Raw genomic sequence first — 15,588 nt, 5'->3', positions numbered from 1 at the left:
TTTCCTCTCACCGGAAGCAAGGGCGGACGTGCGTTGCGTGAGCGGAAAAGGTGACGCCGGTCACGCGGAAATGGCATTTCGGCGCGCTCCGGTTCACCCGGCCGCGGACGTGCCGCGGCGGCCGGCCCGGAACTGCGGGCCGGCCGCCGCGGTGGAGCGGGAGCGGGTCAGGACACGGTGCAGGCGGCACCGTTCAGGGTGAAGGCGGTGGGCGAGCCGGTGCTGCTGCCCGTCCCCTGGAAGCCGAAGTTCGTGGAGCCGCCGGCCGGGATCGTCCCGTTGTAGCTCAGGTTGGTGGCGGTCACGGAGGCGCCGGACTGGGTGGCGGCGGCGTTCCAGGCGCTGGTGATCTTCTGGTCGCCCGGGAAGGTCCACTTGAGGGACCAGCCGTTGAGGCTGGTGCTGCCGTTGTTGCGCACGGTGACGTCCGCGGTGAAGCCGCCCGTCCAGGCACTGGGGACCTTGTAGGTGACGGAGCAGCCCGAGCCGGTCGGCGGGGTGGTCGGCGGCGTCGTGGGGGGCGTCGTCGGCGGGGTGGTCGGCGGGGTGGTGGGAGGCGTCGTCGGCGGGGTCGTCGGCGTCGTCGTCGGGTCGGAGGCCCCCGCGGACGCGAGCGCGTAGGCCACGTCCGGCAGGAAGGTGCCCGCGGCGCCCGCGCAGCCGTCGGCCTCACCCGGGGGCTTCACCCAGAGGAAGGCGTCGATCGCCTGGTCACCGGTGTTCGTCGTGGGGTAGGTGCCGATCGCCCGGCCGGACGGGTCGCACCACTCCCCTCCCGATGCCGGGCCGTTGCCGTTGCGGCTGGTGTCGACGACGGCGTGCAGGTTGCCCGGGTTGCCCAGGGCGGACAGCACGTTCTTGGCGTAGTTGACCTCGTTCCCCGTGGTGTTGAAGTTGGAGACGTTGGTGAAGAAGCCGTCGGCGTTGTTCAGGATGCCCGCGCTGCGCAGCCGGTTGGCCTGCTCCGAGGCGCTGTTCCAGGCCGAGTGCCCGCCGTCCAGGTAGACCTTGGCGTTGGGGTCGGCGGCGTGGATGGCGGCGCCCGCCCGGGAGAGCGAGGCGAAGCGGTCGGACTGCTGCTGCGAGGAGAGGCACGTCGTCAGCGAGACGGAGTCGGGCTCCAGGATGACGATCGTCCGCCCGCTGCCCAGCCCCGCGGCGAAGCTGCGCACCCAGGCGTCGTACGAGGAGAGGTCCGGTGCGCCGCCGGCGGAGGCGCCGCCGCAGTCGCGGTTGGGGATCTCGTACACGGCCAGCACCGGCACCTGCCCGGCGGCGGCCGCGGCCGAGGTGATCTTCTGGACGTCGCCGGTGATGGTGGACGGGCTGTAGTTGGCGAACCAGACCGCCTGCGGCTGGGAGGCGATCCGCCGGGCGATGATCGGCTCGCGGGAGTCGCCGGGATTCGCGGCGACCCAGCGGTTGACCTGCGAGTTCGGGTCCTTGTAGAGCTGCGTGCCGGTGGGCAGGCTGCCCTGGGCCGCGGCGCCGGCGGAGATCTCGGTGCCGAGCGCGATACCGGCGGCGGCGAGGCCGGTGGCCACGCCGAGCGCCAGGGCCTTCCGCAGCCGCGGCCCGCGAGCGGCGGCCGGTCCGTCAGGGCGGATGGGGGGTGTCACAGTCGTCCTCCGTGCTCTCGTGGGGGGAGAGGGCGGGCCCTCGGGTGAGGGCCGGGTGCGGCGGGGCGTTCCATGGGAGCGCTCCCGCGCAACCGGCCCCGAGCCTAGCCAGTGCGGCCGAGCTGCGTAATCCCTGTGCGGCATGCACTTTCCGCCAAATGGGAGCGCTCCCATTCATGGGCGATGCTCCGGGGCCGGATCCGCGGGCCGGGCTCCCGCCGCCGGAGCTTCGCCGGACGGGCGGGGCCGGGCGTCAGGAGGCCGCCGGGGCGGGCTCCCCGGCCGGGACACCCGCCCCCTGCGGCACCACGGCCACCGGGCACTCCGCGTGGTGCAACAGGGCATGGCTGACCGGTCCCAGGTGGAGCCCCACCGCGCCGACGCGGCGCCGCGCACCCACCACGAGCAGGTCGCCGGCCGCCGACGCCGCCAGCAGCGGCGTCCTCGCCTTCGCCTCCACGGCGCTCGCCCGCACCGCGACCTCCGGGTGCTCGCGGCGGGCGGCGCGCAGCGCCTCGTCGAGCGCGCGCTCGGCCGCCGGCCGGTCCGCGCCCGCGTCCCCGCCGCCCTCCGGGCTGCGCCAGGCGTGCAGGGCCTCGACACCGGCGCCGCGGGCCCGCGCCGTGCGGAAGGCGAAGCGCGCCGCGTCCGGCGCGTCGTCCGCGCCGCCCACCCCGAGGACGACGCTGCCGAAGCGCCCGGAGACGTTCGCGTCCCTGCCCCGGACGACGACGACCGGGCAGGGCGCCTGGCCGGCCACCGTGAGGCCCACCGAGCCCAGCAGCATGTCGCCGAGCTCGCCGCGGCCGCGGTTGCCCACCACCAGGGCGTACGCCTCGGGCGCCGCCCGCAGCAGGGCGCCGAACGGGTCGTCGGCGACGTCCTGCACCGACAGCGGGACCCCGGGCCCGAGCCGGGCGGCCCGCTCGCGGGCGTTGTCCACGACGGCGGCGTCCCGGGCGGGCTGGCCGGGCCGCACGGCGGCGAGCCGGGGGGCGGGCCGCACGTAGTGGTCCCACAGCGACGCGTGGAGGATGTGCAGCGGCAGGCCCAGGCGTGCCGCCTCGGCGACGGCCCAGTCCAGGGCCCGCAGACTCCCGTCGGATCCGTCGACGCCGACCGTCAGTGGCTTCGTCATGGCCCTGCACCCGCTTCCCGGCCGCGCACCGTCTCGCACCGTCTCCTTCCACCGTGCCCCCCGTGGCGGCAGGCGGCACGGCGGACCCGGGCCGCACGGCGGCCGGCTTCGCAGCGCGGGCGGGCCCGGAGTGCCCCGTGCGGCCGGGACGACCACCGTGCGCCGCCCTCGACGGGGCCCGGCCGCGCTGACCGCCGGCCACTGACGCCGACGGCTCCTGGCGCGTCCCGGACGCCTCGTACGACCCGCAGCAGTGGGGCAACGAGTACACCGGGACCAAGCCTGGAACTACGCCTTCACCCCGGGCGGCCGGTCACCGGCCGGGGCGGGCGGCGAGGCCGTCGCACAGGACGGCCGTCATGACCTCCTGGTCCGCGGGGGCCGCCGGGTCGCGGGACCGGCCGCGCAGCGCGTGCAGCAGGCCCGACAGGAGCGCCATCAGGTCGCCGGCGCCGAGGTCGGGGCGTACGGCGCCGCTGCGCTGGGCCCGCGCGAGGAGGCGGCCGACCTCCTCGCGCAGCTCCCCCGCGGTGGCGGCGAGGGCGGTCTGCAGCTCGGCCCCGGCGCCGCCCAGGGCGTCGACGAGATCCTGCTTCGGGGCGGCCTCGCGCACCATGTGGGCGACGAAGCCGAAGAAGGCGGCGCCCGGGTCGGCGGCGTCCGCCGCCTCCCGCGCGCGGGCGGCGAGCTCGCGCAGCCGCTCGTGCACGACGGCCTCGAAGAGCGCCTCCTTGGTCGGGAAGTGCCGGTACAAGGTGCCCGGGCCGACCCCGGCCCGGCGGGCGACCTCGTCCAGCGGCACCCCGATCCCCTCCTCGGCGAAGGCGTCCTGCGCCGCCCGCAGCAGCAGTTCGCGGTTGCGCCGCGCGTCGGCCCGCATGAACCGTCCACCTCTCTCCCCGTGAACCCCGCAACCGGGGCGCACTCTCCGGTACTGTTCAACCGGGGCGCGCTCTCCGCTTTCCTCGCCCCGATCCTAGACCGGTCCCCGCAGGCCCGGTCCACCGACGGCGGGTGCCGCAGCGCGGCCCCGCCGGACCCTTCCGGAAGGACACCAGCATGCCGAGCACCGCCCGCGCCACCGCCGAACGCTTCCTCGCCGCCACGACCGGGGCCGACCTCGGGGACCTCGCCGACTGCTACGCCCCGCACACCGTCATCGAGATGCCCTTCGCCCCGCCCGCCCTCCACCCGGTCCGCACCGAGACGGACCGCGAGTCCCTGCGCGCCCGTTTCCGGGCCGGCGCCGCCGTGCGCCGGTACGAGCGCGTCACCGGCGTGCGGATCCACGAGACGGCCGATCCCGAGGTCGTGATCGTCGAGTACGACCTGCACGGACGGCTCGTCGGCGGCGGGGAGCCGTTCACGCTGTCGTTCCTGATGGTGATGACCGTCAGGGACGGCCTGATCGTGCACACACGCGACTACGCCGACCCGATCGCCGGCGCGACCGCCCTCGGCCGGCTGCCCGCCCTCCTCGAAGCCCTCGCCGCGCCTCGGGCGTAGCCGGCGCGGCCGGCCGGGCGTCAGCTCCCGTGCGCGGCGCGCTCCGCGGCGATGAAGTCCCGGTACCAGCGGTAGCTGTCCTTGGGCGTGCGGCGCAGCGTGTCGTAGTCGACGCGGACGATGCCGAAGCGGCGGTCGTAGCCGAAGGCCCACTCGAAGTTGTCCAGCAGGGACCACACGTAGTAGGCGCGCACGTCGACGCCCTCGGCGACGGCCTGGGCCAGCGCGTCGAGGTGGTCGCGGAGGTAGGCGACACGGTCGGTGTCGTGGACCGTGCCGTCCTCGTCGGGGACGTCGGCCTCGGCGGAGCCGTTCTCGGTGACGACCACGGGCGGCAGGCCGGGGTAGCGGCGGGTGAGGTCGACGAGCAGGTCGCGGAAGGAGGAGGGGACCACCGGCCAGCCCATGGTGGTGCGGCGGGCGCCCGGGTCGCCCCAGGTCTCCTCGGCGCGGATGTCGACGGCGGTGCGCAGCGCCGGATCGGCCTCGCGGTAGGGGGCGTCGGCGACGGTGATGGGCCGGTAGTAGTTGACGCCGCAGAAGTCCAGGGGGCGGGAGGCGAGCGCGAGGTCGCCGTCACGGCGGAAGGAGAAGCGGCTGATGTCGCCCCACAGGTCCTCCTCGCCCTCCGGGTAGCGGCCGAGGAAGATCGGGTCGAACCAGCAGCGGTTGTGCAGGATCTCGGCACGCCCGACGGCCTCGGCGTCGGCCTGCGAGCCGGTGGCGGGCAGCAGCCGGTCGGGGTTGAGGGCGATGCCGACCTCGCGGGCCCCCGCGGCGCGCAGCGCGTCGACCGCCAGGCCGTGCCCGACCAGCAGGTGGTGCACGACGGCGAGGGCGCCGTCGCCCTCACGGGTGCCGGGCGCGTGCCGCCCGACGGCGTGGCCGACGAAGGCCGTGCAGAAGGGCTCGTTGAGCGTCATCCAGCGCCCCGCGCGGTCGGCGAGGCGGTCGGCGACGACGGCCGCGTAGTCGGCGAAGGCCTCGGCGGTGTCGCGGACCCGCCAGCCGCCGGTGTCCTCCAGCGTCTGGGGCAGGTCCCAGTGGTAGAGCGTGGGAGCCGGTTCGACACCCGCCGCGAGCAGCTCGTCCACCAGGCGGTCGTAGAAGTCGAGGCCGGCCGCATTGACCGCTCCCCTGCCCTCCGGCACGATCCGCGGCCAGGCGACCGAGAAGCGGTACGTGTCGGCGCCCAGGTCGCGCAGGAGGGCGACGTCCTCCTTGTAGCGGTGGTAGTGGTCGCACGCGATGTCGCCGGTGGCACCCTCGGCGGTGGCCCCGGGCGTGCGGGAGTACGTGTCCCAGATGGACACGCCGCGGCCGTCCTCGCCGGTGGCGCCCTCGATCTGGTAGGCCGCGGTGGCGGCGCCGAACCGGAAGCCGCGCGGGAAGCGCGGGGCGGCGGGGGCGGACGTCATGGGGCGGCTCCTCGTTCTGTCGATCTTCGCGGCCGCCACCTTACGCGGCGGCCGCCGCGGCCCGTCGGAGGGCCTGCCCCCGGGCGGGTCCCGGCGCCCGCCCGGGGGCGCCGGGTCACACCCGGCTGGCCACCCCGCACGTGCGCTCGTTCGAGAGCGGCCTGCTGCGGTCGTACGGGTCGATGGCCGGCCCGGAGGGGGTGACGCCCGGGGCGGTGCCGGGGAGCGGGTGCAGGAAGCCGTCGTACGGGCCGCAGCCCGCGCCGCCGAAGGAGGCCCCGACCTTCACGAGCTGCACCTTGCCGCGCGCCGACCGCGGGAACCACTCGGTGTCCACCACGCGCCGCGCGACGAGCCGGGTCACCGGCCCGTTCGGATCCCCGGTCCTGGTGAAGGCGTAGACGAAGCTGTAGTCGGCGTGCACGCGCACGGCGCCGTGGTCGGCGGCGGCGAAGGTCATGCGGCCGCGCACCTTGACCACCGTGCCCACCGGCCGGACCTCCTGCGGGTCGTACCGGGTGAACCAGACCGTCGGGTCCTTCGTCCGGCTGGGCGAGCGCAGCGCGGCCTTCATCACGGCCGGTTCGCCGTTGGCCGGGTCGATCACGCGCAGGGCCGCCGCCGGGAAGCCGCCGCGCAGCGCCGCCGGGTCGAGGTCGGCCGCGACGAGATACGCCCTGGTCTCCTCCAGCGCGGCGGCGACCTGCCCGGCGGTCACGCCGCCGACGGCCGTGGCGTGCGGTGGCTGGATGCCGGCCGCGCCGTCGGCCCAGCCGAGCGCGGGTGATCCCGCGAAGGGGTGGCTCACGGTGGGGATGCCGGGGTCCACGGCCGGGGGCGGTGCGCTCGGCGGCGCGGTCTCGGGCGGGAGCGGCGTGCTGCCGGCGGGGTCCTGGCCGGCGCCGGAGGCGTTGTCGTGGCTGCCGGAGGAGTGCCAGTGCCCGCGGACCAGCGCCCGCGCGCCGGACGGGTTGACGGCGATCAGCGCGAGCACCGCCACCACCACGACGACCAGGCCCGCCCGGAGGCGGTCCCGCCACGACCGCCGCCCGTCCCGCCGCATCTCCCGCCAGGCGGGCCCGGTCCGCCACCCCGCCGGCTCCTGGGGCCGGCGCCGCCCGCGGCCCCACCGGCGCCTGTCGCGCCGCTCGCGCTCCGCCGCCGCCTCGTCCTCGCGCCGCAGCCGTTCCGTCACCATGCGGGCGCGCGCCGAGGGTTCCTTGGGCGCGGTCGCCCTGATCGCGCCGAACGTGTCCCCCGCGAACTCCTCCCACACCGCCTCGGGTACGGCGGACGGCTCGTCGTCTTCCTCACGCGGAGGCGGGGTTGCGGTTGTCATCAGGTGCCCTTGGTCTCGCCGGAAGTCGGCAGAGACTACCGCACGCCTGAACTGCTGTTCGCACGGCCCCGGGGACGCGCGGCGCGGCCCGGGGATGCGCCGCCGGCCCGGACGCGGGGGGCGTCCGGGCCGGCGGATGGTGCGTCGTGGCGGGGTGTCAGCCGCGGGCCAGCAGCTCCACCTCCGCCAGTGAGGTCGCGTCCGGGTCACCGTTGCCGGCCGTCACCACCAGGCGGTAGGAGGTGTACGCGCCGGGGTGGGCGATCTCGAACGGGCGGGTCTGCAGGCGGTCGGTGAACGTCTGGCCGGTGCGCGTGTCGAGCGTCCTCCAGTGCACGCCGTCCGTGGAGCCCTGCAGCCGCCAGCTCCGCGGGTCCTGGGCGGCCGCGGTGCTGCCCGAGGTGAGGGTGTAGAAGGTGGCCTCCTTCCCGGACGTCGCGGACCGCCCGGACGTCGCGGCGGTGTCACCGGCGAAGGTGTACCGCACGGTCGGGTCGGCGGCGGGGAAGGTGACCGCGGTCTTCGAGGTGTTGTCGAAGAGCCTGCTCACGTCCGTGCCGTCGCCCGCGGTCGCGGTGCCCTTGCCCGCGCCGGTCAGGTCGGCCAGCGGCTGCGGGGTGTCACCGGGCGCGGTCAGGGACGGCGGCAGCGCGTCCTTGCCGCTGCCCCATTCCGAGGGCCGGGGGCCCATCGTGAAGTCCAGGCGCGCGCCGGAGGAGAGCTGGGCCTGCGTCAGGTACACCTTGTCCCACGGCTTGCCGTTGACCTTCAGCGCCTGCACGTAGACGTTGCTGCCGCTGTTCCCCGGCGCGTTGACGACGATGCTGCGGCCGTTGTCCAGGTGGACGGTGGCCCTGGTGAACAGCGGGGAGCCGATCACGTAGTTGTCGTTGCCGACCTGGAGCGGGTAGAAGCCCAGCGCGCTGAAGACCTGCCAGGTGGCGGTGGCGCCGTTGTCCTCGTCGCCCGGGTAGCCCTGGCCGATCGAGCTGCCGGTGAACAGCCGCCGCTGGATCTCGCGGACGGCGGCCTGGGTCTTGGCCGGGGCGCCGGCGTAGTCGTACATGTACGGGATGCCGAAGGACGGCTGGTTGCTCATGCCCAGCTCGCCCATCCGCACGTCACGGGCCTCCAGCATCTCGTGGATGGTGCCGTTGTACCCGCCGCCGTCGCCGTCCGCGGTCTCCTGCGTGGCGAAGAACGCGTCGAGCTTCTTTTCCAGGCCCTTCCGGCCGCCGTAGAGCGCGGCGAGGCCGTTCGGGTCCTGCGGCACGGTGAAGGCGTAGTTCCAGGCGTTGGTCTCGGTGTACTCGTTGCCCCACTGCTGCGGGTCGTACGAGGCGTCCGGGACGCGCCAGGAGCCGTCGGCGTCGCGGCCCTCGAAGAAGCCGACGTTCGGGTTGAACAGCCTGGTGTAGTTCTGGGCGCGGCCCAGGAAGTACGCCGACTCCTCCCGGTAGCGCTCGCGCTCGGCACGGGAGGTGTGCGGGGCCCCGGCGAGCCGGGCGGCCATCATGCCGATGCCGTAGTCGTTGATGTAGCCGTCCAGCGACCAGGAGACGCTGCCGCCGACCGAGGTGCTGGTCCAGCCGTTGAAGACCGAGGTGTCCAGGCCCTTGCGGCCCACCCCGCCGGCCGTCGGGACGACGGTGGCGTTCTTCACGGCCGCCTCGTAGGCCGCCTTCGCGTCGAAGTTGCGGACGCCCTTGGCGAAGGCGTCGGCGAAGGCGACGTCGGAGCTGGTGCCCGTCATCAGGTCGGCGTAGCCCGGCGAGGACCAGCGGGCGGTCCAGCCGCCGTCCTTGTACTGCTGCACGAAGCCGTCGGCGAGTTCTCCGGCGGTCCCGGACTCCAGCAGGGAGTAGGCGGGCCACTCGCTGCGGTAGGTGTCCCAGAAGCCGTTGTTGACGTAGACCCTGCCGTCGACGATCTTCGCGCCGGTCTGCGTGGGCGTGCTTTCACCGGTGGCCGGGGAGAAGGGGCTGGCGTACCTGTACACCGGCCGGGCGGCCGTACCGGTGTTCTCCGCGCCGGAGTTGGGATACAGGTTCATCCGGTAGAGGTTCGAGTAGAGCGTGGTGAGCTGGTCCGGGCTCGCACCCTGCACCTCGACCTTGCCGAGCCTGGCGTTCCACTGCCGTTCGGCGTTCTTCTCGACGGTGCCGAAGGACGTGCCCTTCGGGATCTCCAGGTCCAGGTTCTTCCTCGCCTGGTCGGCGCCGATGAAGGAGGTGGCGATCCGCATCGTCACCGTCCGGTCGCCCGAGGTGTCGAAGGCGGCGTAGCCGGTGACGTTGTCACGGCCCTGACCGGTGACCTTGGTGGCCGTGCCCGGGGCGCGGTCGAACTCGCCGTGCACGTACATCCGCGTCGCGGCCTCGCCGCCGCCGGTGTTGACGTCCGACCAGCCGTCGAGGGTGCCCCTCGCGGCGTCGAAGGTCAGGCCGCCGTTGTCGTCGACGTTGTCGAACAGCAGGTTGCCGTGGTCACCGGGGAAGGTGAAGCGGAATTCCGCGGCGTGGTCGGTGGGCGCGATCTCCGCCTTGATGCCGTTGGTGAAGGTGACGCCGTAGTAGTGCGGCTGCGCCACCTCGTCCTTGTGGTCGAAGGCCAGCGCGCGCTTGCCGCGGTTCAGGTCGGGGGTACCGGACGCGGCGGACGGCATGACCTGGAAGGTGTCGCGGTCGCCCATCCAGGGGCTGGGCTCGTGGCTGATGCCGAGCGCCTGGAGCGCGGGGAGGTTGTCGGCGTTGTTCTGCGCCGCGTAGCTGTACTCCCAGCTGGTCGAGCCCGCGTCGGTGACGGGGGTGAAGAAGTTGAAGCCGTTCGGGACGGCCGTCAGCGGCAGGTTGTTGCCGCGTGAGAAGGAGCCGGAGGAGTTGGTGCCGCGCCGGGTGTCGACGTACCCGGCGTAGCTCGCCGAGCGGTCGGGGGCCGGGGCGGAACCGATGACCAGATCGTCGATCCAGCCCTTGAACCGGGTGTTCGCCCCGGCGGCCGCGCTGCCGGCCGGGTTGTCGTAGCCCAGCAGGATGCGGTCGACCGTCCTGCCCGCGGCGACCCTGCCGATGTCGGAGGCGACGGCGTTCCACTGCGAGGCGTAGAGGATCTTGGCGGCGCCCTGGCCGCCCGGGGTGAGCGGCACGCCGTTCTGGTCCTGCGCCGGTGTGCGCAGCCCGCTGAGGTAGCTGCCGTCGGTGAAGTGCAGGTCGATCGAGGCGTACGTGCTCGGGTACGCCAGGTCCGCGCCCGTCAGCTCGGGGAAGATGTCGTACGACAGCCGTGTGTCGCGCCGCACCGGGATGTGCACGTCGTAGAGCTTGTTGTACGCGTGAACGGCGCCCGGCCGGGTGTGGGTGCCCGCGTACTCCAGGGCCTTCCGGCCGCTGAAGCCCACGTCCGGCCTGACGTTCGGCCCCGAGGAGGGGCCCTTGCCGATCTCGGTGGTCATGCCGGCCACGGGCGGGGGCGCCGCGGAGCCGTCGGACAGGACGAGGTCGGCGAGCTGCACGATGGAGCCGCTGGTGTTCGCCGTGACGTCCAGCCGGTAGTAGCGGTAGGCGCCCGGGTGGGCGACGTCGTAGACGTTGCTCCTGAACCGGCCGCTGAACTTCACACCGCTGCGGGAGTCGACGGTGGTCCAGTCGGTGCCGTTCGCGGAACCCTGGAGGGTGAAGTCCCTGGGGTCGCGCTCCGGGGAGTCGTTGGCGGACGTGAGCGCGTACTTCTTCACCGTCACGTCCGCCGCCAGCTGGTACCGCACCCAGCCGGTGGCGGCGAAGGCGAGCCACTTGGTGTTCGGGTCCTCGTCGGCGGCGTTCTTCGCGACCTCGTTCGGCGGGTTGTCCGAGCTCGCCGTCACGCCCGTGATCTCGTCCCTGACACTGCCGGGGAGCACGGGCAGCGTGCCCGCGGTCACACCGGAGACCTCCGGCTCGCCCTTGGCGTCGGTCTCCGCGGTGTCGGTCCAGGTCGGCTGCGTGTCACCGGGCTCGAAGGACGTCGTGAAGGCGGGGGCGCCGCCGCCCGCCCGCGCGGTGTCCGCGTGCGCGAGTGCGCCCGCGGGCACGGTCAGTGCCATCGACACCGCGCCCGCCAGCGCGGCTCTGGTGAGGGTGCGGCGCAGTGGGCCACGTCTCATGGGTGCTGCCTTTCTCCGTGCGGATCCGGTGTGCTCGCGGGCCCTCATGCGTCACGCCCGCTCAGCGCGTACAGCGCCAGCCGGGGGTCGTCGGGCAGGGTGAGCGAGACCGCGGTCCTGGTGCTGTCGAGGGGGACGGCCAGGTGCCAGATGCTGACGCCGACGCCGTCGGGCGCTCCCTGCGCGTCGTAGCGGCTGCCGGCGTGGACCGCCGGGTCCTCGCCGAGCCGCGGGGATCCCGCGGCCCAGTCGGTGGCGGCCAGCCGGACGGCGGCCGAGGTGCCGTCGGAGTAGGTGACGGTGGCGGTGCCGTCCACGTCCCCGTGGTGGGCGGTGAGCAGCACGTCGAGCGCCGAGTAGCCGCGCGCCACCAGCGGCACGGTCTGGCCGTGGGCGGTCGCGAAGTTCGGGGCTGCGCCGGTGGTGTCGGGGAAGCGGTACGCGTGGCCGCCGAGCACGCCGAGGCCGGGGGCGGGCAGGCTCTCGGCCGGGAAGCCGGTGCCCGTGCCGTCGAAGTCCGCGCCTGCGGTTCCGGCCGTGCCGACGCCGTCGACGTCGTACTGCGCCGACAGGTCCTGCACGCAGGAGCCGGTCGCGGCCGTGCAGCTCGCCGTCGTCACCGAGACGGGGACGGTCCTGGTGGCCGTCGGCCCGCCGGCCTGGGTCACCGTGACGGTCACCGGGTAGGTGCCGTCCGGGGTGCCCGCGGGGGCGGTGAGGTGCACCGGCACCTGGTGGGTGGCCGGCAGCGTGCCGGAGGTGACCTGGAAGGAGGTCTGCCCGGGGTCCGCGGTGAGCGGGGCGGGCGCCGAGACCGTGACGGTGCCGGAGGCGCTGCCGGGCGCGGTCAGGACGGCGGAGACCGTGACGTCGGCGGCGGTGCCGCCGCCGAGGACGCCGACCGACGCGGGCGACACCGCGGCCGCGGTGCGGACCTGGGTACCGGCGTCCGTGTCGAGCGCGGGCGGGGCGTCGGAGCGCCCGGTGCCCCACGCCGAGGGCGCGGCGCCCAGCGTCAGCGCGATGTCCCTGCCGGCCCTGATGTCGCCGGTCGTGACGTAGGTACGGGTGAGGGTGCGGCCGCCGAGCCGGGCCGACTGGACGTAGCGGTCGGTGTCCGAGCTGCCGGGGGCGGTGACGGTCAGCCGGCCGTGCGGGTAGTACCGCTTGTCGAGCGTCACGTCGACCCGGCTGAACAGCGGCGTGGACAGCCCCCACAGGTCGGTGCCCGGCTCCATCGGGTAGACACCGATCGCCGAGAGCACCTGCCACGCCGACATCGTCCCGAGGTCGTCGTTGCCCGTCACGCCGTTCGGCGCGTCGGTGAAGAGCGTCAGCGCCGCGTGCACCACGTCGGTGGTCTTCCACGGCTGCCCGGTCGACAGGTAGGTGTACGGCGCGCCGAGGTCGGGCTCGTTCTGCGGGTTGTACTTGTCCTGGTTGTAGTACGCGTAGGGGCCGTTGACCCACACGTCGCGCGCGGTGCCGGCCGGGTCCTCCAGCAGCCGGTCGTAGGCGAAGAAGGAGTCCAGCCGGGAGTTGGCCGCGTCCGCGCCGCCGATCAGGCGGACGAGGCCGGGCACGTCCTGCGGGACGAGCCACATGTACTGCCACGAGGTGCCCTCGTGGAAGCCGACGCTCTGCGCCGGGTCGGAAGGCCCGGTGAAGCCGCCGTCGGTGTCACGGGCCCGGAAGAACCCGGTGGCCGGGTCGAGGATGTTGCGGTAGTTCTGGCCGCGGGCCAGGTACCGCCGCGCGTCGGCGGTGTGGCCGAGGGAGCGCGCCATGCCGCCCAGCGCGGCGTCCGCGAGGGCGTACTCCAGGGTGGCCGAGGGGCCGTGCTGGAAGTCGTTGTCGCCCGGCTTGCCGGGGTGCTCGGGGGCGTAGGGGACGTAGCCGCCCGCCAGGTACTCCGCGTCGGCCTGCCGCCCGGCCGCCTGCGAGGACGCCGGGGGCACGGTGTCCGCGTGCTTCTTCAGCGCGCGGTACGCCTCCTCCTCGTGGCCCTTGAGCAGGCCCTGCCGGTAGGCGTCCACCAGGAACGGCGTGACGGGGTCGCCGGTCATGATGTTGGTCTCGGCCGTCGCGTACCCCCAGCGCGGCAGCTGGCCGCTCTGCTCGGCCACCTTCAGCAGCGAGAGCGCCATGTCCCGGGACTCGCGCGGGGCGAGCAGCGAGAGCAGCTGCTGCTGGGTGCGGTAGGTGTCCCACAGCGACCAGTTCTGGTAGTACGTCGCGCCGTCGCCCGCGTGCACCTTCTCGTCCCAGCCGGTGTAGCGGCCGTCGACGTCGCTGCCGACGTTCGGGGCGAGGAAGGAGCGGTAGAGCGAGGAGTAGAACGTGCGCTGCTGCTCGCCGCTGCCGCCCTGCACGCGGATCCCGGCCAGGCGGTCCTGCCAGGCCTGCTTCGCCGCGGCCGCGGTGGCGTCGAAGCTGCCGTGTCCCTCGGCGGCGAGGTTCTTCGCCGCGCCTTCGGCGTCCACCCAGGACAGCGAGGTCACGGCGGTGACGCTGCGGTCCCCGGTGGTGTCGAAGCGGACGTAGGCGCCGCCGAGCCCGGTCGAGGTGGAGGTGCGCGCGCCGGCGGTGACGTCGGTGCCCTTCCAGGTGCCGTACGAGGCGAAGGGCCGGTCGAACCGGGTCTCGGTGTGGAGGGTGTACGGCCGGGTGTCCTGGCAGAAGCCGCTGCCGGTGATCGAGGTGACCACGGTGCGGTCGTCGAGCACCGTCACGGTGCTGCTGGTGACCTTGTGCAGCGCCTGCCCGGAGTTGAGCAGGACGTTGGCCCGGTCGGTCGGCGGGAAGGTGTAGCGCTGCCAGCCGGTGCGGTCGGTGGCGCTCAGCTCGGCGGTGACGCCGGTGCCGAGGGTGACCTTGTAGTAGCCGGGTGACGCGCTCTCGTCGGCATGGCGGTACGGCGCCGCGTAGGCGGCGTCGTCGGTGGCGGTGACGGCGCCGGTCGTCGGCAGGACGGGCAGGTCGCCGCCGAGACCGCAGCCCACGCCGGAGAGGTGGACGGCGCTGAAGCCGCGGATGTGGTCCTCGTCGTAGTCGTAGCCCGTGTTGTGGCCGGTGTCGGGCGAGAGCTGCACCATGCCGAAGGGGACGGCCGCTCCCGGGTAGGTGTTGCCGTCGTTCTGGGTGCCGATGAACGGGTTGACCAGGTGGGTGAGGTCGCCGGTGGCGCGGGCGCCGCCGGCGTCCGCGGCCGCGGCGGGGAGCGGCGCGATCGCCGCCCCGGCTGCCAGGAGCGCGGTGGCCGCGGCCACCGCGGCTGTGCGCAGACGCTGCGTTCTTGGAGGCATACGTCCTCTCTCCATTCTCTGACAACGTTGTCAGAGCGTCGGGTTCGCCTGTCGCGCAAGGGACTTGAGGTACGGGAAACGCGCGTGGGTCGTGAGGAATCTTGTCCTCCGCGCTCCGCGGCGTCAATGATGTAGGGGTAAACAATCCTGGCGGCAGGGCCCGCCGGCCCGCCCGGGCAGCCCTCCTGCCCCGCCCGCGCCGCCGACCGTCCGCCCTGGTCGGCGGTCCCGCCACCGTGGTGGCGGGACCGCGCGGGCAGGCCGCCCGCCGGCCGGTGCGGCGGGCGGGCGAGGGGTGGGTCACGGCGCCCCGGCGGCGGGGCCGGGCGGTCGCGCCGTCAGCTCGGCGGCGTCCGGCGCAGCGTCAGGCGTGCGGTGTAGGCGGGTTCTTGCTCCCCGCAGCTCCACACGAGCGCGGGCACCGCGTACCGGGGGTCGTCCGCGAGCCAGTCCGCCGCCGCCTGCAGGAGGTCCCCCGGGTTCTGCCCGGCGAGGACCAGCGTGCCGTCGTCCTCCACGGCGACCCACAGGTCGACGTGCGAGTTGACGAACGCTCCTGCCCGCTCCCTCAGTTCCTCGGCAGCGGATCGGCTGTGCGCGAGCTCTGTCACGGTCACTCTCCTCCGGTGAACGAACGACTGCACCTCGTGTTCCCCGCCGCGCGCCCTCCATCCTCCCCCGGCGCGGCGGAACCTGCCGACCCGTCACCGCGCGCGCCGGCTGCGCATGCGCCCGGCGTACGGGGAAGACGGAAGGGGAGCCGTTCGACGACGGCACGGAGGTGGTGCGGATGGACGGCAGGGAGCGTGCGCTGCTGTGGCTGCTGGCGGTGGTCGCCGTGGTCAGCCTGGTGGTGGCGGTCGGGCTGCTGGTCCGGCTGGTGAAGTTCCGGAACCTGCTCAAGGCCTCGGGCGTGCCCATGTCCCGCAGGACGACGTTCTGGGCGTCGGTGGCCTACCTCGTCTGGCCGGTGGACCTCCTTCCGGATCCGGTGTACCTCGACGACATCGGCTTCCTGCTCATCGCCCTGCGCACCCTGCACGCGGCGGCGCGCAGCCGCAAGGCGGTCCGCTCCGGCGGCGGAGGGCCCCGCGACGGCGGGTGACCCCGGCCGGGCACGCC

The 15,588-nt window shown here is 74.4% G+C and carries 9 protein-coding genes and 1 pseudogene; 2 read left to right on the top strand and 8 right to left on the bottom strand.

Annotated features, from left to right (window positions below; all coding sequences use genetic code 11):
- Nucleotides 1–167 precede the first annotated feature (167 nt).
- From ACH4SE_RS12575 to ACH4SE_RS12565, 3 genes are all read right to left on the bottom strand, one after another.
- Nucleotides 168–1,619, bottom strand: coding sequence for a glycoside hydrolase family 6 protein (locus ACH4SE_RS12575; RefSeq protein ID WP_398543331.1), 1,452 nt, complete (start codon nt 1,617–1,619; stop codon nt 168–170).
- A 253-nt stretch (nt 1,620–1,872) separates the two neighbouring features.
- Nucleotides 1,873–2,757 carry a universal stress protein gene (locus tag ACH4SE_RS12570; RefSeq protein WP_398543330.1) on the bottom strand — a complete coding sequence of 295 codons (885 nt, stop codon included), beginning with the start codon at nt 2,755–2,757 and terminating at the stop codon, nt 1,873–1,875.
- A 313-nt stretch (nt 2,758–3,070) separates the two neighbouring features.
- On the bottom strand, nt 3,071–3,637 hold the full coding sequence (locus tag ACH4SE_RS12565; protein WP_398543329.1) for a TetR/AcrR family transcriptional regulator: 567 nt from the start codon (nt 3,635–3,637) through the stop codon (nt 3,071–3,073).
- A 179-nt stretch (nt 3,638–3,816) separates the two neighbouring features.
- Here ACH4SE_RS12565 and ACH4SE_RS12560 point away from each other — a divergent pair, with 179 nt between their 5' ends.
- Complete coding sequence (locus ACH4SE_RS12560; protein ID WP_398543328.1) at nt 3,817–4,263, top strand: nuclear transport factor 2 family protein; 447 nt, start codon at nt 3,817–3,819, stop codon at nt 4,261–4,263.
- Between the two features lie 20 nt (nt 4,264–4,283).
- On the opposite strand, the gene ACH4SE_RS12555 is transcribed toward ACH4SE_RS12560, so the two are convergent.
- From ACH4SE_RS12555 to ACH4SE_RS12535, 5 genes and pseudogenes are all read right to left on the bottom strand, one after another.
- Entirely contained in the window at nt 4,284–5,681 is a 1,398-nt protein-coding gene (locus ACH4SE_RS12555) for a GH1 family beta-glucosidase (protein WP_398543327.1), read from the bottom strand.
- Nucleotides 5,682–5,796: 115 nt separating this feature from the next.
- Nucleotides 5,797–7,020, bottom strand: coding sequence for a hypothetical protein (locus ACH4SE_RS12550; RefSeq protein WP_398543326.1), 1,224 nt, complete (start codon nt 7,018–7,020; stop codon nt 5,797–5,799).
- Nucleotides 7,021–7,177: 157 nt separating this feature from the next.
- The gene (locus ACH4SE_RS12545) at nt 7,178–11,161 is read right to left on the bottom strand and encodes a GH92 family glycosyl hydrolase (protein WP_398543325.1); all 3,984 of its coding nucleotides are present in this window, start codon (nt 11,159–11,161) and stop codon (nt 7,178–7,180) included.
- A 956-nt stretch (nt 11,162–12,117) separates the two neighbouring features.
- Nucleotides 12,118–14,481, bottom strand: a pseudogene (locus ACH4SE_RS12540) (GH92 family glycosyl hydrolase); the annotation flags it as partial.
- 323 nt (nt 14,482–14,804) lie between these two features.
- A complete protein-coding gene (locus tag ACH4SE_RS12535) occupies nt 14,805–15,077 on the bottom strand; it encodes a hypothetical protein (RefSeq protein ID WP_398543324.1) in 273 nt (90 codons plus the stop codon).
- A gap of 179 nt (nt 15,078–15,256) precedes the next feature.
- Between ACH4SE_RS12535 and ACH4SE_RS12530 the strand changes: the two genes are divergently transcribed.
- Nucleotides 15,257–15,571 carry a DUF1232 domain-containing protein gene (locus tag ACH4SE_RS12530; protein WP_398543323.1) on the top strand — a complete coding sequence of 105 codons (315 nt, stop codon included), beginning with the start codon at nt 15,257–15,259 and terminating at the stop codon, nt 15,569–15,571.
- The last annotated feature ends 17 nt before the right edge of the window (nt 15,572–15,588 follow it).

This window comes from Streptomyces sp. NPDC020983, from assembly GCF_044333485.1.
Lineage (GTDB): Bacteria > Actinomycetota > Actinomycetes > Streptomycetales > Streptomycetaceae > Actinacidiphila.
The sequence above is the reverse complement of the archived record's forward strand: the minus strand, read 5'-3'. Positions and strand labels throughout refer to the sequence as shown.